Here is a 19,656-nt window from a genome sequence, read left to right as displayed (position 1 = left end):
CTGGCTTAAAACTGAAACTATATTATTTCCACGGATAACGGGTCTGATTTACATTAGTAGATTTCTTTCCACTCCTCAATGTTGGATGGGTCAAATTTAAATGGTGCGCCCAAGATGATCTCCGTACCGCCGTCTCCTGCAGCTACAACCTCATAATCTCCCATATCCCCTGCTGTAAAGGTATCGCCTTCCGCTCCGGTGATCTCCTCATTCGCCAGTGCGATTGAAGTGTAAGCACTGAGACGTCCTACGTCAACCGGATTCCACAGGAACATGTATGGGCAGGAGTGTGCATCGTCATCCCCAATATACTCAGACATTTCGGAAGGAAGTCCAAGACCTGTCAGCTTCACGTCTGTGTCGCCGTCCTGAAGAACCTTTGCAGCAGCTGCAATACCTACTGTTGTAGGTGCGCATACAACCTTCAGATCCGGATATTTCTCAAGGAGAGCCAGAGTCTGGTCTGTTGACTTCTGCGGCTCGTCATCGCCGTAAGCTACTTCTACCAGATTCAGCTTGCTGTACTTTTCATCCTCTTCCATGATCGCTTTCATGGAATCGATCCACGCATTCTGGTTGGTTGCCTGAGATGTTGCGGAAAGGATCGCCCAGTCGCCTTCGCCGCCTGCAATATCATAAACAGCATCCATAAGTGCCTGTCCGATTTCCTGGACACCGGCCTGATTTACATGTGTAAGTCTGCTGTCAGGATTTACGCTTGCATCAAGGCTGCTGACCTTGATCCCTTCTGCCATTGCGTCCTCCAGAGACGCCTGTAAGGAGTTAATATCATTTCCGGCAATGGCGATTGCATCTACATCCTGTGAGATCAGGGACTGGATTACAGAAATCTGCGCGTCTGCAGTTGCAGTCTCAGGATGCTTTACGATGACTGTACCGCCCTCTGCCTCAATCACTTCCTGGAAGCCCTCTGCTTCTTTCTCATTGTATGGATTTCCGGCTGATTTTGTAATGATCGCGAAGGTTTTTCCCTCTGCTGTCCCCTCCGCAAAAGCAACGGTAGCTGTGCCAGCGCTTAAGCCTGCTGTCATTGCCGCACAAAGAACTACACTGATTATTTTTTTCTTCATTTTTTGTTTCCTCCTTTTTGAAAAATGTAATATGGTGGTTTATACCCAAACACCCCATGGTGTCAGTATCGAATTTACAGCTCCTTTAATAAATGGCATACGGAATATCCATCAGCTCCGCCACTTTTTTAAACAGCCCAGCATTGTGTCCCACAGAAAGAGCTAAATGGTGAGTCGGAGCCTCCACAAACCATTTGTCCATATACTCTGCAGGTTTCTCCGCAAAGCGGATGTGGGTGGACGTATTGCCGTTCAGAAGAATCGGTGCGTCAATCGCCTCTCCCTCACTGATGTTAAATTTCAATCTGCCGTCTCCGGTTTGTGTCACGCCCAGCGTGGTGACAGCTCCCGGCCTTACCTTCGCCTCCACGGACACGCCGCTTCCTCTTTTTCCGTGGTAAACGCCCATGCCGCGCAGGATCGGTTTTCCCTTGGAGATCGCAAAGTGGAAAGGCCCGTCATGTCCCAGAATCATAGTATCCCGGTTAAAATCTGCCGCCACGATCTCACAGAAGCTTCCGCCTGTGCCGCAGATATCTGCAATTTTCATTGCCAGGGCGGTTTTGATGTCCCCCTCACCGGAGCAGGCGATCCCCTGTGCATTCAGAAGGGAAAAGCCCACAATAAACCCGCTCTGTACCTCCTCGAAATGGTCATCTCTTCCATGATAATAATAGGAAACGCTGTCCAGATTCCTGTCGCGCACCATCTTTTCCTGAGCCGCAGCCACTCTCGCAGACCAGTCAAGCTGCTCCTCTGTAGGTTTCTTGGCGATCGGATCGGAAGGGGAATCTCCTGAAATCTCAAAAAAACTTTCAATCTGTTCCAGTTTTTCCTGAACATCCTGATCTGTAACCTTTTGCAGATAAGAATCCAGATCACTCATTTCCAGTACTTCAATGTCCATCCCCGTCTGCGCCTGAAGCATGGTAAAATCGCTGTACATGTCCAGCATTCCGCTGTAATAACCACCCAGGAAACCAAACCGCGCGTGCTGCAGGGTTCTTTTTACACCTGCCGCCCTGCACCATTCTCCGATTTCCTTCCAGGCCTTTTTTGCCTCCGGTCTGTCGCAGGTGACCTCATCTGCCTTTGCAAAAGAAGGTGTGTAATCCAGCCCCAAAAGTCCGTTCACTGCCCGGAATACCACTCCCGCACGATTAAAGGCATTGGAGATTTCCGGGATCGAGCAGCCCACGCACTGTGCCAGCCAGCGGTCCGTACCTGTTGCCTCATATGCCATTTCCGCAGCAGGCTGCAGATTCAGGATGATCACCGGAGCCTTGCTGATCTGATGGACCGGAAGTACACAGGCGCTTGTATAGTAGGTCGCTGCGTGGGAAAATACAATGTCTACATTATTTTTATTGAAAAACTCCCCGGCTTCACGCCCTTTATCTTCCGTATCAACCAGTCCGAAATTGTAAACCTCTCCGAATTCCTCAAGCTTCTTTGCGATAAATGTGTTATACTCCATCAGGCAGTCCTTTAATCCCGCAAACTGATCCCAGTAAGTGTGAAGACCAGCACTGTATATTCCGATTCTCGCTTTGAGTGGATTTTTTATTTTCTTTAATCCGTTCATTTTGCGCCTCCTTCAGCCCATAGAAAAACTTTTCCTGTAACACAAAATTTATTCTTCTTGCTGTTTCCCTTTTTGACTTTACACACTGATTATATTCCGCTATAATCAAAACATCAATCAAGTATATTGCCGTAAAATAACAGTATATTGCTGTATAGAAGGAGGCTCTTATGAAAAAGTCGGAAAGACGTGAATATCTGGAACGGGCAGACTACACCTGGAGCGAGGATTCTATCCGCTTCATTAACACACCTACACAATCTGCGAGGCAGACCTTTTTCTACGTTCAGGAGGTGGGTTACTTTCTTACGTCTCCTCCGTATTTTACGGAACGTGCTAATCTGGACAGCTTCCTCATTATTTATACGTTAAATGGTCAGGGAACGCTGGAATATCGCGGAAAAAAGTATGAAATACTGCCTAAAACAGCTTTTTTCCTCAACTGCATGGAGCACCATAAATACACCTGCTGTCTGGGATCAAACTGGGAAATTTTGTGGCTGCACTTTAACGGATCGTCGGCCCTGGGATATTATCAGGAATTTACGAAAAGCGGTTTCCGAATCCTCAGCGGCCTGGATGATTTTTTCATGGAAAGCACCATGCGCCGTATACTTTCCCTTACCCAGAAAAAAGACCTGCATTCGGAGATCATTGTTTCCAGCCTTATCGTAGAGCTTCTGACAAAACTGCTGATCCAAAACAGCAGTGAAAATCTGGGAATCGGAATGATGCCGCCTTACCTAAAAGATGTGTTAAAAGAAATAGAGAATCGCTTTCTGGAACCCCTCACCCTGGACGATCTGTCAAACAAAGCCATGATCAGCAAGTTTCATCTCTCCCGGGAATTCAAACGCTACATCGGAACCACGCTTAACGAATATATCATCCTGAAAAGGCTGAATCACGCCAAGGAGCTGCTGAAATACTCCGACCTTTCCGTGGAGCAGGTGGCGTATGCCTGCGGTTTTAACAATGTAAGTCATTTTATAGGATTGTTTAAAAGGCATGAAAACAGCACGCCGCTGCATTTCAGGAAGGATTGGGGGCAGTAAAAACATCATTTCCTGTACTTTTTTGTCTAAATGTGCTATCATTTTTTTATGTCTGCAGTTTTTTGTATTCTGTTCACTTAACCACAAAAGACTGTCTCAAAGGGCAATTTTATCAATACAAAGGAAAGGTTATCAAACATGTTGCAAACGATCGAGACAATCAATTCTGCGGTAAATAACTTCATCTGGGGTGTTCCGGCTATGATCTGCATCATTGGCGTGGGATTGTACTTAAGCATCCGCACCAACTTTCTGCAGATCCGCAAATTCCCTTATGCTATCAAGACCACCATCGGACGAGTCTTCCGCAAAAGAGAAGCATCAGACGGAGCTATGACTCCATTTCAGGCAGTCTGTACAGCCCTGGCCGCTACAGTGGGCACGGGAAATATCGCAGGTGTGGCGGGAGCCATCGCCATCGGCGGTCCCGGAGCGGTATTCTGGATGTGGGTTTCCGCCCTTCTGGGAATGTGCACCAAATTTTCAGAGGTAACTCTGGCTGTCCATTTCCGCGAGACCAACCAGCAGGGCGACCTGGTAGGCGGACCTATGTACTATATAAAAAATGGCCTGGGCAAAAACTGGCAATGGCTTGCTGTCCTGTTTTCCGCTTTTGGTGTTCTTACCGTATTCGGTACTGGTAATGCCACTCAGGTAAATACCATCACCACTGCCATTAATTCTGCTTTGCTCAACTATAACATCATCTCCGGGACTTCCGTCAGCACGGTCAATCTGATCCTTGGAATTTTTATTGCCGCTTTGGTAGCACTTGTTCTTCTGGGCGGAGTAAAAAGAATCGGAAGGGTGGCAGAAAAACTGGTTCCTTTTATGGCGCTTCTCTATATCATTCTTGCTTTGGGAGTGGTAGTGCTGAATATCGGCCGTATCCCTGGTGTTCTCTACTCCATCGTATACGGTGCCTTTAATCCTACAGCCGTTACAGGCGGTATCGTGGGAAGCTTCTTCATGAGCATGAAAAAAGGCGTTTCCAGGGGTATTTTCTCCAACGAGGCCGGACTTGGTACAGGCTCCATTGCCCACGCCTGTGCTGACACCCAAAAGCCTGTAAAGCAGGGATTTTTCGGTATCTTTGAGGTATTTACCGATACTATTTTGATCTGTACTTTAACCGCACTGGTCATTCTCTGCAGCGGTGTTTCCATCTCCTACGGAGATGCTGCCGGAGCCGAGCTGACCATACAGGGATTCACCTCCACCTACGGCAACTGGGTATCCATCTTTACCGCCATAGCCATGTGCTGCTTCGCCTTCTCCACCATCATCGGCTGGGGACTTTACGGCGCACGCTGTATGGAATTCCTGTTTTCTTCCAAAACGATCCGCCCCTTTATGGTGGTTTACTCTCTGGTTGCCATCGTGGGCGCCACGGTAGATTTGGGCCTTTTATGGAGCATCGCGGAAACCTTCAACGGGCTTATGTCCATCCCCAACCTGATCGCGCTGTTCTTACTGTCAGGTACGGTGGTTAAGCTGGTAAAGGAATACTTTGAGACAGAAGGAAAAGAAGCCTGAGTCACAGTTTCTATATATGCACAAAAAGGTGCATGGAACACGTTCATTCATGTTCCATGCACCCTTTATTTACTAATATGTTCCTATGCTCTCGTAAGACGAACGGTTTTTATCTCAAATGCCCTGAAGGAAAGCTCCAAACTCCTATTCGCCATCTCAAGGCTGCCGATAACGTTTTCAAGCATATCACACTCATATGCCTGAAATCCATCTGTATTTATGGTCAGGTTTGCCTGAACCGCCGCCTTCTTTGCCTCGTATAAACGGACAATGATATCTCCGCTTCCGTCCTCCGCCAGCTTCACCGTATCTATCATAATGTTAGCCTTATCAATCTTCATAAAGCTCATATCCAGACATCCGCCCTGCAAGACTTTCGGCGGCACGTTCAGTTCATAGCCCTGCTGTACCACATCACAGTCTGCGAACGCGCCTTCCCATGCGGTGAAAGCATAGGTAAATCTGTGTACTCCGTTATCTCCCCGCATAATGGGAGAAGCCGATGCACGGAGCAAAGTAAGCTCAAGACTGTTTTTATTCATGGAAATCCCATATTTACAGTCATTCAAAATTGCCGCGCCGTGCGCACCATCACACAATGCAGTGTAGCGGTGATTTGCCACTTCAAAGCGGTCCTTCGCATACCGTGTCGAGCGGTGCGTGGGGCGCTCCACATAGCCAAACTGCATTTCGTTGACAGCATTCTCCGCATAAACCGCTGCCGGAAACGCTGCTTTAAGCAATTTGTGCAGTTCCTTCCACTCCACCTCCGTATCAAATTCCACCCTCCTGCTGTCTTTTGCCAGGCGGATGTATTGGGTGAAAGCAGATTCATTCAGCTTTCCTGTCACCTTCAGCACAGCTTCCACGCCCTGGTCCTGAATCTCAACAGAAACGTCAAAAGCGCCTTCTATTTCCTGTTCCACATAGTTTGAATCAATATCCCATGCGTCAAAAAATCTTGGCACATCCTTGAACATACGGAACTGGTTCATCCTGCCGGCTGCAAATTCTCTTCCGCTTTCCTTTAAAACGAAAGAGGTTATTTCGCCGCGGCAGTTCACCTGCACTTTTACAAGGGCGTTTTCCATAACAAACCCCTCGCCCGTTTTCGTCACAGAAGCACCGCAGCCGTTTTCCCTGACTTTGTCTGCATCCACATAAGGAGCCGGTTTCAGGGATATGGAGCCGCAGGACGGCAAGGTTACAACCGTTTTTATTCCCTCAGCCGTTTCATATACAGGAAGATAGCTTCCGTCTGCAAGCAGCGCCCCATTTTCAAAGCCCTGCGGCAGAGTAACCAATGCCCTGCGCTCAAATCCCAGAGAATTGAATACCGTAACAGCACCCTCTGTCTCTCCTGTCTTTAGCAGGTTCATGTACGCTTTCCGGCACAGACTTTCCGTCTGTTCCAAAAGCACTTTATATCTTGCTTCCGTCTTCTCATATACCTTCGCAATACAGGAACCTGGCAAAATATCATGAAACTGATAAAGCAATACCTCTTTCCAGATCTTTTCCATCTCCGAAGCAGGGTATTCACCGCCGTTAAGGAAAGAAAGCGCCGACCACAGCTCCAGCTCGCGCAATGCCAGCTCACTCTTTCTGTTATTTTTCTTGGTCTTTGCCTGTGAAGTATAGGTTCCCCGGTGAGCTGAGAAATACAATTCCCCTGTATAGGTGTTTTTAGGGCCGCCCTTAGCCTGCATGTCCTCAAAAAATTCCACAGGACCCGCAAGCTTCACTTTTACGCTGCCTTCCAGATTTTTCTGGCGCACCGCGTATTCCACATGATCTCTGGAGGGCCCTCCGCCGCCGTCACCATAGCCGAACGGCAGCAAAAACGCATCCAGATCCCTTGTCTGGCATCTGTTTTTCCATACCGTGTTCACTTCCTCCGGGTCAGTCCGATAGGTATAATTGGTGGGCAGGAAGGATACGATCTGAGAGCCGTCCATCCCCTCCCAGTTAAAATAATGGTAAGGGAACTGATCCGTGTCATTGTAAGACCAGAAGATTTTTTGTGTAACCAGATATTTTACTCCGCAGCCTTTTAAAATCTGTGGCAGCGCCGCCGTATATCCAAAGGTATCGGGAAGCCAGAGCACCTGACTGTCCACGCCGAATTCCTCTTTATAATACTTTTTCCCGTACAGAAGCTGACGGATCAGCGCCTCGCCTCCTGCCAGATTGGTATCCGGTTCCACCCACATAGCGCCCTCGGCGATCCACTGGCCGCTTTTGGCAGCCTCTTTTATCCTATCAAAAAGCTCCGGATAGTATTTTCTGCACATCTCATAGGATACCGGCTGGCTCTGGATAAATTTATACTCCGGATATTCTTCCAGGAGCCGGAGCTGAGCCGCAAAGGTACGCGCCGTCTTTCTGCATGTCTCTTCCATCGGCCACAGCCACGCCAGATCCAGATGGGCATTGCCCACAGCATAAAATACCGGCATGGTACTTCCGTTTTCCGCTTCCATGACCGGGCGCAGCATTTCAAGCGCCTGTCTGTAAGAAAGCCTTCTCGCTTCTCTGTCCTGTTCAAAGTCCACGATTAAAGTGAATCTCTCTAAAGCATCTGAAATTTTTGCTGCCCGGAGAGAGGTCTGATCCAGGGTGCCAAGAAGCTTAAGCAGCGTCTCCACATCCATACATAGCTGATAAGCATCTTCATTCCATATACCAAAGGTACTTTTTCCCAAAGTCCTTCTCGCTCCCTCTTGGAGCGTATCTCCATACATCCCCGGAACTACCGGGCCGTATGCGCAGATGTCATCTCCCGCCTCCGGGTAATAATGCCCTGCATAAGTTTCCATCAGGATCTCATACTCTGTTCCTGCAGCTCCCTCCCGGGTAAGAAAGTTATCCTCCATAAAATGGTATTTCTCATTTAAGGATGCGATCTGCTCCGAACGGTATGTTCCGAACGCCCTGCCATTTACAAATAATGTAGATTCACCGCCTGGTCTGAGATCCATCACGATCCGCTGTCCGCACGCCCGCTCAGGCAGTGTCACCTTTCCTTTGAACCAACAGTATTCCCAGGTCTCTCCCCATGTAAAGCCGGGGGAAACCGGCACGAAGTCCCTCTGCAAAGCCTCATGCTGGCTTAAGTGATCCTTCGTGCGGTAAGCCTCGGTAAATATGCGCCGTTTTCCGGTTTTTATAACAGCCTATGACACGATCGAAATCACCGACTGCCTCTCCACCACCTCCACATCCATCAAAACAGAGGTCACCTCGGCAGGGCTGCCCCGCCGGATCTGCTCCAGCAGCATTCTTGTTGCCACGAGGGCTTTCTCTTTGACATTCTGTGAAACAGATGTAAGCTTTGGGGTCAAATACTGGCACAGCCGCAGATCATCGTATCCGATCACGGACAGGTCTGCCGGGATCCTAAGTCCCCCAAGCCGCGCTCCCTCGATCACGCCTGCTGCGCAGATATCTGCTGTTGTAACCGCTGCGGTGATCTTTCCCCGAAAAGAAGCAATTTTTCGTCCTGCGGCAATTCCTCCCTCATAAGTGACAGGACAGGTAAAAATAAATTCTTTCCTTAGAGGGATCCCACATTCCTTTAATGCCTCCGCATATCCCTCCAAACGTCTGGTAAGCAAGGTATTTCCCTCATACTCCGCAACAAACGCAATTCCGGTATGTCCGTGGTTGATCATATACCTGGTTGACAGATACAGCCCTTTCCGGTCATCGGACCTGACATTTATCACACCCGGGTAATCACAGGAATTATCAAAGATTACCACCGGACAGGGGGGATCCTTTAGAAAATCCTTCAAAAAACCGTCCTGATCCTGGTAAAGGAAAATGATACCGTCCGCATTCCAGTTTTTCAAAAGCTGCATCAGCTCATCCTTTCTGGTTACCGAGCGTACCATGGTATAATATCCGTTTTCCCGCAGCTCCTTTTCTATAATGCCGATCATAGTGCTGATATAAGGGTTTTCAAAATAATTCTCGTTATCCTCTTCTTCACGTATGGAAATCACGATCCCGATAATTTTCGAAGTCCTGTTGCTTAGATTCCGGGCACTGAGATTAGGAACATAGCCGCATTCTTCTATGATCCTGTTTACCCTTTCTATTGTTTTAGCAGATACACGATTGTTTTTCCCATTGATCACATTGGAAACAGTCATCATACTGACACCAGCTTTTTCTGCAATATCTTTTAAAGTCATCTAAACCTCTCCATTCCGTTTATAAACCTATATCTAAATCTATTATATTATTTTTATCACATAAAAGCAACGCAAAAATCCCATATTTCATTGACAAATTCAGGTTTTAATGATACCTTAACAATAGATTTAGCGCTAAACTCGTAGAAGGAGACTACACCATGCAGAAAATCTATAAAGTCCAGACAAGCCCCTGCGCTTTAGACAGCAACATCGTTCAGGGCGAAAACTACCGCATCACCATTCTTACGGACGGACTGCTCCGCCTGGAATATTCACCGGACGGAATTTTCGAGGACCGCGCCACGCAAATGGCTTTTTTCCGTGATTTTCCCCAGAGCAGCTATCGCGTTATCCCTACGGAAACGGGTATTGAAATTCATACAGACCGCATTCACATGATCTATAACGAAGAGGAGTTTTCCCCTCACGGCCTCTCCATCCAGGTAAAAGGAAATTTAAGCCTTTACCACAGCACCTGGCATTATGGAGATGAAATCCATGACCTGGGCGGTACCGCCAGAACCCTGGACGGGGTAAACGGTTCCACGCCTCTGGAGCACGGCATTGTTTCCAGATTCGGTTTTTCCGTGTTGGACGACAGCCATTCACAGGTCCTACTGGATGACGGCTGGATTGAACCGCGTAAAAAGGGTATTCAGGACTTGTATTTCTTCGGCTACGGCCATGATTACAAGCAGGCATTGAAAGATTTTTATTATCTCTGCGGAACAACTCCCATGCTTCCCAGATACGCTTTGGGCAATTGGTGGTCCCGCTATTACAAGTATACCGAACAGACCTACATGGAGCTGATGGATCGCTTCCGCCAAAATCAGCTTCCCTTCTCTGTGGCTGTCCTTGATATGGACTGGCATTTGGTGGATATTGATCCCAAGTATGGCAGCGGCTGGACCGGATATACCTGGAACCGTGACTTTTTCCCCAACCCTCCCCGCTTCCTGAAAGGTCTTCACGACCGGGGAATGAAGGTTACCTTAAACGTACATCCGGCAAGCGGCGTCCAGGCGCACGAGGAAATGTATCTGGAAATGGCAAAAGAAATGAGCGTAGATTACGAACACGAGGATCCTGTTGTGTGTGATCCTGCTGATCCCCATTTCCTGGAGTCTTATTTCAAATATCTCCATCACCCCCGCGAGGAAGAAGGTGTGGATTTCTGGTGGATCGACTGGCAGCAGGGAAGCCACAGTAAGATTGAAGGACTGGATCCGCTCTGGATCTTCAATCACTTCCATTACCTGGATAACGGACGGGATGGCAAACGCCCTCTGACCTTTTCCCGCTATTCCGGTCCGGGCAGTCACCGCTATCCCATCGGCTTTTCCGGCGATGCCCATACTACCTGGGAATCCCTGGATTTTCAGCCCTACTTTACCTCCACTGCCTCAAACATCGGTTATGGCTGGTGGAGCCACGATATCGGCGGCCATATGATGGGATATAAGGACGATGAGCTTGTTGCCCGCTGGACCCAGTACGGCATTTATTCTCCCATTATGCGCCTTCACAGCACAAACAGCGAATTTAACGGAAAAGAACCGTGGCGTTTCAAGCCTGAAGCAGAAAAAGCCATGGAAGATGCCCTGCGCGAGCGGCACAGAATGGTGCCTTATCTTTACACCATGAATTACAGGAATTACCATGATGGCCTTCCTCTGGTTCTTCCTATGTATTACGAATATCCGGAAGAAGACGCAGCTTACGAGAGGAAAAACCAGTTCCTGTTTGGAAGCCAGCTTATGGTTGCCCCTGTAACCTCCAAACGGATTACCGGAATCAACTGCGCCAAAGTCACTGCCTGGCTTCCCGCCGGAACCTGGTATGATATTCACACCGGACTGATCTACGCCGGAGACCGGACCATCGATCTGTACCGTGATATCCATTCCATTCCTGTTCTTGCCAAAGCCGGAGCCATTCTGCCGTTTACGGACGAGATCGGAGAAAATAATGTCTCCGCCAATCCCTCCTCCCTTCACCTGAAGGTCTACGGCGGGGCTGACGGATGCTTTACGCTTTATGAGGATGGCAGCGAGGACTGCAGCTATGAAAAGGGGAGCTGCGCCACTACTGTTCTGGAATACAGGGAAGCAGATGATGTCTCTTTCACCATCCATAGACCGGAGGGCGACCTTTCTCTCCTCCCGGAAAAGAGAAGCTTCCTGGCAGAGCTTAACGGCTTCTCCAAGGAGGCGGCGGAACATGTCACGGTATCCGCAGACGGAAAGCCAGTCAGTGTCTCTGTTGACTATGATTGTGAAAAACAGGCGGTGCTTGTCTCCATACCGGAAACGCCTGTGACTCAGGAAATCTGCATCCGCACGGAAAAACGTTTTCTTTCACTGAACAACAATGTACAAAAACGAAGCTTTGATTTCCTCAACCAGGCTGAGATTGCATTTACCCTGAAGGAGGATATCTATGCGCTCATTCAGAAGGAAGCTCGCCTTCCTGTTCTGCTTAGCGCACTGGCATCCCTGATGCTGGATAAGGATCTTTATGGGGCGCTTCTTGAGATACTTACGGCGGATAGCTTCTGATGCACATCCCCACCTGCGGTAAGGTGCTGAATGACACCCTCACCAAAACAGGGTCCGGATCACCTGGATCCGATTCCGGATTCTTTTGCAGGAATGTAAAATGAAAATACACGGAACACGTCATGTTTGTGTTCCGTGCATTTTTATGCTGCACCTAATGCTCCATATGAAGATATTTTTCCCTTGTGGCAAGACCGCCGCGGATGTGACGTTCCTGCTTATTCACATCCAGAACCGCCCTTGCCTGGCTTGCAAGTCCAGGGTTCAGCAGGAGAAGACGTTCGGTGACATCTTTATGTACCGTAGATTTGCTGATTCCAAATTTCTTTGCCGTCTGCCGCACTGTTGCCTTAGTTTCAATGATATAATTGGCAATCTCCACTGCCCTCTCTTCGATATAATCTTTCAAGGATAAGCCTCCGAAGACGCTGTTTTTACAGTGTATGCGGAAGGATTTGCAGGTATTCTCTCCATTTAAGATTGCTTCATCATGCCGTCTGAGCCGAAAATTTCCTTATCTCACTTCTAACTTCCATCAAAGTATATCCCAGCAGATTTTGTCCCTTCCATTCCTTCAAATCAAACCTCTATTTACAATCAAGCTGATATTTATGCAGCCATCCATTACCTCTGTCCGGGTTACAAACTGCCCATTCCTTTGCCAGGTCTTTGTGCTCTGTTAAATAAAACCCTTTTCCATAATCATGCTTTTCTTCACCTTTTCCATATTGTGGAACAAATTCTTTATTTGGACTTCCATGATACAGAATCCTCTCTTAAAAAGCAATGTAGTAAAGCCTCAGATGCCCGGAGGGCTTTTTTGTTTCATAGAAAACCGGCAGACCATTGGCCTGCCGGAACGCAAACTTCTATTATTTTCTTACCGTTTTTGCTGTTTTTGGTTTTTTCAGGGTCTGGATTCCCTCGATTACAAGTATGATCGCAAGAATGATCAGCAAAATACCAAGTATGGTCTGGGCATAAGGTCCCCAGTCAGCACCGCCTGCAGCAATCATTGATACTTGGTTCCTTACGGTCAGGGCCAGGGAACAGATCGTTACAACGATCATAAATGCCATCGGGAACAGGAACATCTTATTATTCTTTCCGATATTGCCGAGCCATGTGGCAACTGCCAGAAGGCCGATGCCTGCCAGAAGCTGGTTTGCAGCACCAAACAGTCCCCAAATCTTGGAGTAGCCGTTCAGACCGAGCAGGATTCCCAGAACAACCGTCAGGATCGTTGCAAAATACGGATTTACCATAACCTTTTTCCATCCTTCTTTGATATCCTTCGGCGTCTGTCCCGGCTCAAGCCAGAATTCCTGGAACATGAAACGTGCAAGACGTGTTGCCGTATCCAGAGAGGTCAGACAGAATGCGGAATAGGTCAGGATCAGCAGGGTGTAAAGGCTCTTTTCCAGTCCTGCACAGCCTGGGATAGCAGCTACCATACCTGCGATACCGCCTGCAAAAATGTCGGTCGCTCCGGCAGTGTGGCCGATCTTTCTTGCATAGCCGATTGCACACAGAGTCAGAACAGCAAGCACACACTCCAGCAACATGCCGCCGTAAGCGATCGGTTTTGCATCAGTTTCCTTGTCAAGCTGCTTGGATGTTGTTCCGGAGGATACCAGTGAATGGAAACCGGAAATCGCGCCGCAGGCAACTGTGGTAAACAGTACCGGGAACAAGAGCTGAATGCCGTTTCCATTGTCAACTGCAAATCCGGTAAATGCCGGAAACAGCTCCGGGTCAATGTTCGGATGAGCGCCTACCACACCGACCACTGCAATGATAAGCATTGCATAAAGCAGGAAGGAACTTAAATAATCACGGGGCTGCAGCAGAATCCATACCGGCGTTACAGAAGCAATGGCAATATAAATTCCCACGATCACCATCCAGGTATTTGATGTCAAATAAATCGGATGAAAGTTCATACCGATCGCCATGATCAAAACAATTCCCAAAACACCAATCACAGAAGCAATGCCCATCGGAACATTTCTGCGGTATACACAAAAGCCGAAAATGATCGCAATGACAATAAACAAAATGGATACCATTGCCACTGATGCATTGGAAGCGGAAGCCGCACGATCAATGGCTCCTGTCTCATCCACAGTTGCACCAAAAGTAGATGCAACAATAGACGCAAAAGCAGCTACCACCAGGATCAGCGTCAAATATGAGAAGATAATAAACAAACGCTTTGCCCTTTTGCTCATATTTACGGAAATAATCTCACCGATGGACTGTCCGTTGTGACGAATGGAAGCAACAAGCGCACCAAAGTCATGGACACCACCGAAGAAAATACCGCCGATCAGAACCCAGAGGGTCACAGGCAGCCAGCCGAACATAGCTGCACCTATCGGTCCAGTAATGGGACCTGCACCTGCAATGGATGAAAAATGATGTCCCATAAGAACAGGTGCCTTTGCCGGTACGTAATCCACACCGTCTTCCAGTGTATGCGATGGTGTTGATTTGGAATTATCGCCTATGCCCCATTGTTTGCAGAGCCATCCTCCGTAGAAGATGTAGCCTGCCAAAAGGACTGCAACACAGACGATCAGAAGTACTAATGAATTCATAATTATCCCTTTCCTTTCACGTGTTTTTGACCCAACTCTTATGAATTTGTTTTAAATTTTTCTTTATTTCACGACCGCTGCGGTTTGCATCAATCCTGCCGGTGGAGAGCTCAATCACAGCGGTATGGAAATCCATCCATCCATGAAAAGAAAACTTAAAACTCTGGTAAACGCGGCATTTCATCAAAGCCTTTCTTGCATCCTCATCACAGCTATTGCAAAGAAAAACAGGCGTGATATAGGAATACATATGTCCCGGACCAATATGAATACGGCTTCTGCCATCCTCCAAAATCTGATCCCGGTACCGCTCAAAAAGCTCCAGTGTAAGCTGCGGAACCTTTATGATATAAAGAAACTCTTCGCCGTTTGCCGACCACAGCTCTGCTTTCCGCGATATCACAAATTTTTCCGAGCGCTCATAAAATTCACAGCGTGCAGTCACAGGCAGCTTTCCCTGTCCACCTGCCTCCTGCGGCTCTATCCTGTAAATATCATAACAGGATGAAAAACTATGTAATAATGCCTCCGCGGCTCTGTCCAGATTCTTGTTATCTTTTGTCAGCATAAGTCCTCACCATTTCTTTTATCATTTACTGCATCATTATATCACCGTAAGAAAGTTATGGCAATTATTTCTCCTATTCCAATTAATTATATCTATTATTCCATATTGATCGCAGCATCAATTCTATTCGTATCTGCCCGTTTTCTTCTTTTCGCACTGGCGTATAATTTGTGATACCGTTCTCTATCCCCGCATTTCTTTGCATCATTTAAAAGATATATAAATATTTCCGTTAAATCATCCTTGCATTTTTCCAGCCCCCGTTCTGCAACTTCTCGCGCTTCGGAGTCTCTTCCAACACTATTGTAATATTTTATTAGTTCAACGTATTCTTCGCTTTCTTTTTCCAGATGATTTTCCAGATACAACACACTTCTCCATTCTTCCATATTGCTGATACATTCTGGCTGCTTTCTTGGCATAGTATGGATACAATATATCTGCAAATTCAAGATATTCTTCATTGGATGTACATAGTTTTTCAGACAGATTCTTCATTGGATCATAGCACCCGAAATGATCATAATAGCCGTGATTGATAATGCTTTTCAAAATCTTTTTCCTTAATTGCCAATCCTCATCCTCAAACTTTCCGTGTTTTATCAATGCTTCACTGATCTTCCAGACTTCTTCAATTTCCCATTGATCATCAATATAAGGCTCGAATTCCAGGATATCGAATAATCCACAAATCTGCTTCCAGGAGGATCTAAGAACTGAAACCTGTTTTTGTTTCGTAGATACTTTTTTCTGTTTCTTACACTGTTCTTGAATATTCAGAAGAAGTTCCTTTCTTCTTGCAAGTTTTTTCTCTATTCTATATTCTTCTCTCCAGCTTTTCGCTTTTGCGGAAACCTCAGCCAAAGCCTCCTTATCCCTGCGTATTTCTTCCTCCAACAAATTCTCCATACGCTGCAGAAGTCCTTCCGAAATACTTTCTGAAAAATCAACAGGATTAAGCTTTTTGCATAATTCAAGCTCAAATATCCCGATTAATTTTTCTGCAAAATCAAAATCATCGAAATCATTCACATAAAGCAGGGCAGAAATCCAGTCAATACCTATTTCACTGGTTCGCATAGAAAGTAAGTGTTCCTTCTCAGCCATTGGTAAGGTAAACATTTCATCCTCCGCACAATCCTCCGATGACTCAACCTGAAATTCCAACCTGCACACCATATCCAAGATAACTGCGACAGTTTTATATTCGCCCAAAATGATTAGGTCATGGCATCCTGCAAAAATCCTGTTTAAAAACGGAAATGCCTTTTGAGGATCATTATGCCACACCTTCCAGTCGTCCAGATATCTGCCGTCCTCGTCAAACTCATAATAGTGCGCCTCATATTCCACATAAATATCGCCATTTTGAACCTTCTCACAAAAATCTTCAATTTCTGCTTTTGACGGCATATAGGTAATCGTTTTTTCTCCGGTAAGCGACATAAAAAATCCCTGCTGCTCTGATTCTGACAGTAATTTTGCTCTTTTTAAAATCCACTCATCTTTCTCTGATTCCGACATTTTTTCTAATTGTTCTTTTACCTGATCAATAAACATCATTCTTTCCAATGCTGCGCTCTCCCTTTACTACAGCTTATTTTTTCAAGCGACTAAACTCTTACCCGTCACGAAAACTTCGCCCAGGCGGCAGTTCCTGTATCCATGCTCATTTTTTAAATCTGCAATCACTCTGTATTCATTTTACCGTGTTTATAAACAGAATACAATCTTATGGCGCTTAAGGAAAAACCATTCCTATTACAAGTCCACTACCACTGTTTATGAGGGTTGAAATGTATAGCTTGTTTTATCCATGACATTCCTCCCTTATGATATACCAGAAGGCACCGACTGTCTCTCCACCAGCCGCACATCCATTACCACAGATGTCAGCGAACTAAGTGATTCGTGCGGTACCCCCTTTTGAATTCATATTAGTGTTATCCAAACTCAAAACATATCGAACAAATCATCCGCATCAAATAACGCATCATTCGGCAAACATAACTTGTACTTTTCTGCAAAATCATTTATAAATTCGCCGGTTGGCTCCTTACATCTTTGATATTCCTGTTCCAGTTCTTTTTTTATCTCTTCGCGTTTGATATCTGCATTTTCTTTTTCCACATAGACAATGCCATACATTCTGCCATACGAAAGATAAAGCTCATACGGAGCGCCTACAGCCGAAAAAAGGCTCACTTCTACTGCGCCGTCATATACCTCACAAATTTCCAAATAAGTTTCTTTATAATGCCGTTGCTCCTCCGTAAATGTATGTGTTACATTCTCCCATTTCATCATATTTTTATTACCCCTCCCAAAGTATCAATATTCCAGGTATCATTTTTCCATCGTTTTTTTTAATTTCTTCACAGCATTATAAAGGAATTTATCGCCAAACCCGTTCTTCAGATCACATCCATTCTCTGCCAGAAGCATCAGGATATTGGAATACGGGCGGATAACGCGGGTACTGTCCTTCCTCAGGGATGTTTTAAGATTTCATAAATCGAAAAGATATGATTGGTGGTTGCGCTGTTCATGTCCTGGTCGAAAATCCGGTGAATGGCATCGATCAGCTTGCGGCAATAAGCAGAAACCGATGCGATATTGTCTCCCGTACACCCAATCTCCTTCGGCGTAATCCAGCCGCAAACACGGAAATACCGTAAGATTGCAGACGCATTCTCCTGAGGGCTCCGCGCACTGCTGATCCCATCACTGATATCCTCTGTTTCAATGGAGTACAGACAATTCTGCAAATAGATAATCAGGCACTGCCTTGCATCCGTTTCATACAGAACCGGAATCTCCTTTGACTTTTCAACCAGCAGGCTGATGCACTCAAAATAAACATCCCGGTTTCTGCAGCAAAACGGATTAAAAAACTTGTCACTTACGCTGTCAAAATACGGCCTACCTCACCTCTTCTTCCTGTTGCTCCGGCTATTTCGTCCCGAAAATCCGGTCGCCAGCATCCCCCAGGCCCGGGCAGATATATGCGTCTTTATTCAATTCCCGGTCTATATGCCCCACATAAATCTGCACATCCGGGTGTGCTTCATGGAGTCTTTTGATGCCTTCCGGCGCTGCGATAAGGGACATGAATTTTATATTTTTTCCGCCTCGTTTTTTGATAAAATCTATAGCCTCCACAGCAGATCCCCCGGTCGCCAGCATCGGGTCGGTTACAAGGATCAAGCGCTCTGAAATAGATTCCGGAAGCTTACAGAAATATGCATGGGGCTCATGTGTTTCTTCATCCCGGTACATTCCAATGTGTCCCACCTTAGCAGACGGAACCAACGTCAAAATGCCGCTTGACATACCAAGACCAGCTCTGAGAATAGGTACAACTGCCAGCTTTCTGCCGGAAAGCATTGGGGACATACATGTCTCTATCGGTGTTTCAATTTCTACCATATGGGTCGGCAGATCCTTCAATGCTTCATATGCCATCAGCATGCCGATCTCGTCTACCAGACGACGGAATTCATTTGTTCCGGTATGTTTATCTCTTAAAATAGAAATCTTATGCTGAATCAGTGGATGGGTAGATTCGATTACGTTTTCCATGGTATTCCTCCTCTTTAGTCGTAATTTTTTTCATCTTATCATAAAGTCCTGCTCTTTACCAGACAATACGAACATTTATGTAGCACTTTCCAAGCTTATGCCCAGTTACCTTTTTTTACGTACGTAGTGCTTTACGATATTATCCATATCTCCATAAAGCGTCCCTTCATTAATATTTATTGTGTCCAATTCTTTTAATATGGACCCTTTGCATTCATCCGGTATGACTATATGAATGATCCTGAATTCCAGATTTTGAAATTCGAAATCGACTTTTTCCTGTTTCTTCCTGTCAATTCCGAATATTGCAAATAACCCGCTCTGAAGTGCTAGTCTCTTAAAATCCTGACGCGGTTTTACCAAAAGAATCGTATTTGATAAATGCTGCGGATCGATCTCATTTGCAAAGCCTGGTCTTTCATTGCGCACTTTGTGAACCAGTCTCTTTATATCTTTTCGGTCATTAAACCTCCTGACCATATCTGCCCTCAAAGGCTCATTCAGGCATTTGCCAAATTGATTATACGTATATCCGGAAGGCAGATCGAATAATTCTTCATATTTAAAATAATCAAAATCCGACACATCCAAATCATCGTCAAAAAATGCCAAATTTGCCAACAGCGATACCGTGTCGCTGTCATAATATTTATAAGAATCTTTGCTGATATCAATCCTTAAAACTTCACCATTCTCTGCACTGTCACTGGCGCATGCCATATATAATGCCACTAATGGATTCTCCGTAAAATCCAGCAGACGTGTGGGGAAACCATAATGTTGGAGCACTGCCAGAAAATCTAGTACAGCATTGCATTAATAATTAAGCAATATCAAACCGTCAAAGGTATACCTTTATAAGTCCATTTAAAGGGC

17 protein-coding genes and 1 pseudogene are annotated in these 19,656 nt (G+C 46.1%); 3 read left to right on the top strand and 15 right to left on the bottom strand.

The annotated features are described in order from the left end of the window. Nucleotides 1–53: 53 nt before the first annotated feature. Both ACESZH_RS15965 and ACESZH_RS15960 read right to left on the bottom strand, forming a co-directional pair. Nucleotides 54–1,091 (bottom strand): rhamnose ABC transporter substrate-binding protein, encoded by a 1,038-nt coding sequence (locus ACESZH_RS15965; RefSeq protein ID WP_373217759.1) that lies wholly within the window; start codon nt 1,089–1,091, stop codon nt 54–56. A gap of 85 nt (nt 1,092–1,176) precedes the next feature. Beyond that, nucleotides 1,177–2,676, bottom strand: coding sequence for an arabinose isomerase (locus ACESZH_RS15960; protein ID WP_373217761.1), 1,500 nt, complete (start codon nt 2,674–2,676; stop codon nt 1,177–1,179). 170 nt (nt 2,677–2,846) lie between these two features. On the opposite strand from ACESZH_RS15960, the gene ACESZH_RS15955 reads away from it, so the two are divergent. Both ACESZH_RS15955 and ACESZH_RS15950 read left to right on the top strand, forming a co-directional pair. After that, the gene (locus tag ACESZH_RS15955) at nt 2,847–3,731 is read left to right on the top strand and encodes an AraC family transcriptional regulator (protein ID WP_373217763.1); all 885 of its coding nucleotides are present in this window, start codon (nt 2,847–2,849) and stop codon (nt 3,729–3,731) included. A 138-nt stretch (nt 3,732–3,869) separates the two neighbouring features. Further along, complete coding sequence (locus tag ACESZH_RS15950; protein ID WP_373217765.1) at nt 3,870–5,267, top strand: alanine/glycine:cation symporter family protein; 1,398 nt, start codon at nt 3,870–3,872, stop codon at nt 5,265–5,267. 83 nt (nt 5,268–5,350) lie between these two features. On the opposite strand, the gene ACESZH_RS15945 is transcribed toward ACESZH_RS15950, so the two are convergent. Further along, the gene (locus tag ACESZH_RS15945) at nt 5,351–8,350 is read right to left on the bottom strand and encodes an alpha-mannosidase (protein ID WP_373217767.1); all 3,000 of its coding nucleotides are present in this window, start codon (nt 8,348–8,350) and stop codon (nt 5,351–5,353) included. A gap of 93 nt (nt 8,351–8,443) precedes the next feature. Continuing rightward, nucleotides 8,444–9,466, bottom strand: coding sequence for a LacI family DNA-binding transcriptional regulator (locus ACESZH_RS15940; RefSeq protein ID WP_373217769.1), 1,023 nt, complete (start codon nt 9,464–9,466; stop codon nt 8,444–8,446). Nucleotides 9,467–9,627: 161 nt separating this feature from the next. On the opposite strand from ACESZH_RS15940, the gene ACESZH_RS15935 reads away from it, so the two are divergent. Then, nucleotides 9,628–12,030, top strand: a complete 2,403-nt coding sequence (locus ACESZH_RS15935) for a TIM-barrel domain-containing protein (RefSeq protein WP_373217771.1) — start codon at nt 9,628–9,630, stop codon at nt 12,028–12,030. Between the two features lie 154 nt (nt 12,031–12,184). Here the strand turns inward: ACESZH_RS15935 and spoIIID are convergent, their stop codons facing one another. The 11 genes and pseudogenes from spoIIID to ACESZH_RS15880 all read right to left on the bottom strand — a co-directional run. Further along, on the bottom strand, nt 12,185–12,439 hold the full coding sequence (gene spoIIID / locus ACESZH_RS15930) for a sporulation transcriptional regulator SpoIIID (RefSeq protein ID WP_373217773.1): 255 nt from the start codon (nt 12,437–12,439) through the stop codon (nt 12,185–12,187). 178 nt (nt 12,440–12,617) lie between these two features. Further along, nucleotides 12,618–12,797 carry a DUF3990 domain-containing protein gene (locus ACESZH_RS15925; RefSeq protein WP_373219938.1) on the bottom strand — a complete coding sequence of 60 codons (180 nt, stop codon included), beginning with the start codon at nt 12,795–12,797 and terminating at the stop codon, nt 12,618–12,620. Nucleotides 12,798–12,902: 105 nt separating this feature from the next. Then, the gene (locus ACESZH_RS15920) at nt 12,903–14,630 is read right to left on the bottom strand and encodes a carbon starvation protein A (RefSeq protein ID WP_373217774.1); all 1,728 of its coding nucleotides are present in this window, start codon (nt 14,628–14,630) and stop codon (nt 12,903–12,905) included. Between the two features lie 16 nt (nt 14,631–14,646). Then, nucleotides 14,647–15,198: a hypothetical protein gene (locus ACESZH_RS15915; protein WP_373217776.1), complete on the bottom strand. Its 552-nt coding sequence runs from the start codon at nt 15,196–15,198 to the stop codon at nt 14,647–14,649. 95 nt (nt 15,199–15,293) lie between these two features. After that, nucleotides 15,294–15,566, bottom strand: coding sequence for a hypothetical protein (locus ACESZH_RS15910; RefSeq protein ID WP_373217777.1), 273 nt, complete (start codon nt 15,564–15,566; stop codon nt 15,294–15,296). Continuing rightward, the gene (locus ACESZH_RS15905) at nt 15,520–16,770 is read right to left on the bottom strand and encodes a hypothetical protein (RefSeq protein ID WP_373217778.1); all 1,251 of its coding nucleotides are present in this window, start codon (nt 16,768–16,770) and stop codon (nt 15,520–15,522) included. Before ACESZH_RS15905 ends, ACESZH_RS15910 begins: the two co-directional genes overlap by 47 nt. 381 nt (nt 16,771–17,151) lie before the next feature. Continuing rightward, nucleotides 17,152–17,505: a hypothetical protein gene (locus tag ACESZH_RS15900; RefSeq protein ID WP_373217780.1), complete on the bottom strand. Its 354-nt coding sequence runs from the start codon at nt 17,503–17,505 to the stop codon at nt 17,152–17,154. Between the two features lie 182 nt (nt 17,506–17,687). Beyond that, nucleotides 17,688–17,972: a Wadjet anti-phage system protein JetA family protein gene (locus ACESZH_RS15895; RefSeq protein WP_373219936.1), complete on the bottom strand. Its 285-nt coding sequence runs from the start codon at nt 17,970–17,972 to the stop codon at nt 17,688–17,690. A 178-nt stretch (nt 17,973–18,150) separates the two neighbouring features. Continuing rightward, nucleotides 18,151–18,780, bottom strand: a complete 630-nt coding sequence (gene upp / locus ACESZH_RS15890) for a uracil phosphoribosyltransferase (RefSeq protein WP_373217782.1) — start codon at nt 18,778–18,780, stop codon at nt 18,151–18,153. Between the two features lie 105 nt (nt 18,781–18,885). Then, on the bottom strand, nt 18,886–19,512 hold the full coding sequence (locus ACESZH_RS15885; RefSeq protein WP_373217786.1) for a hypothetical protein: 627 nt from the start codon (nt 19,510–19,512) through the stop codon (nt 18,886–18,888). Between the two features lie 12 nt (nt 19,513–19,524). After that, a pseudogene (locus ACESZH_RS15880) lies at nt 19,525–19,569 on the bottom strand (FRG domain-containing protein); the annotation flags it as partial. Nucleotides 19,570–19,656: the final 87 nt, after the last annotated feature.

Source organism: Ruminococcus sp. 5_1_39BFAA (assembly GCF_964240875.1).
Classification (GTDB): Bacteria; Bacillota; Clostridia; order Lachnospirales; family Lachnospiraceae; genus Blautia_A.
The sequence above is the reverse complement of the archived record's forward strand: the minus strand, read 5'-3'. Positions and strand labels throughout refer to the sequence as shown.

Bases quoted from the DNA above. Each gene is read 5' to 3' on its own strand.
- ACESZH_RS15965 (WP_373217759.1), bottom strand. From the start codon at position 1,091: ATGAAGAAAAAAATAATCAGTGTAGTTCTTTGTGCGGCAATGACAGCA.
- ACESZH_RS15960 (WP_373217761.1), bottom strand. From the start codon at position 2,676: ATGAACGGATTAAAGAAAATAAAAAATCCACTCAAAGCGAGAATCGGA.
- ACESZH_RS15955 (WP_373217763.1), top strand. From the start codon at position 2,847: ATGAAAAAGTCGGAAAGACGTGAATATCTGGAACGGGCAGACTACACC.
- ACESZH_RS15950 (WP_373217765.1), top strand. From the start codon at position 3,870: ATGTTGCAAACGATCGAGACAATCAATTCTGCGGTAAATAACTTCATC.
- ACESZH_RS15940 (WP_373217769.1), bottom strand. From the start codon at position 9,466: ATGACTTTAAAAGATATTGCAGAAAAAGCTGGTGTCAGTATGATGACT.
- ACESZH_RS15935 (WP_373217771.1), top strand. From the start codon at position 9,628: ATGCAGAAAATCTATAAAGTCCAGACAAGCCCCTGCGCTTTAGACAGC.
- ACESZH_RS15920 (WP_373217774.1), bottom strand. From the start codon at position 14,630: ATGAATTCATTAGTACTTCTGATCGTCTGTGTTGCAGTCCTTTTGGCA.
- ACESZH_RS15915 (WP_373217776.1), bottom strand. From the start codon at position 15,198: ATGCTGACAAAAGATAACAAGAATCTGGACAGAGCCGCGGAGGCATTA.
- ACESZH_RS15900 (WP_373217780.1), bottom strand. From the start codon at position 17,505: ATGATGAAATGGGAGAATGTAACACATACATTTACGGAGGAGCAACGG.
- upp (WP_373217782.1), bottom strand. From the start codon at position 18,780: ATGGAAAACGTAATCGAATCTACCCATCCACTGATTCAGCATAAGATT.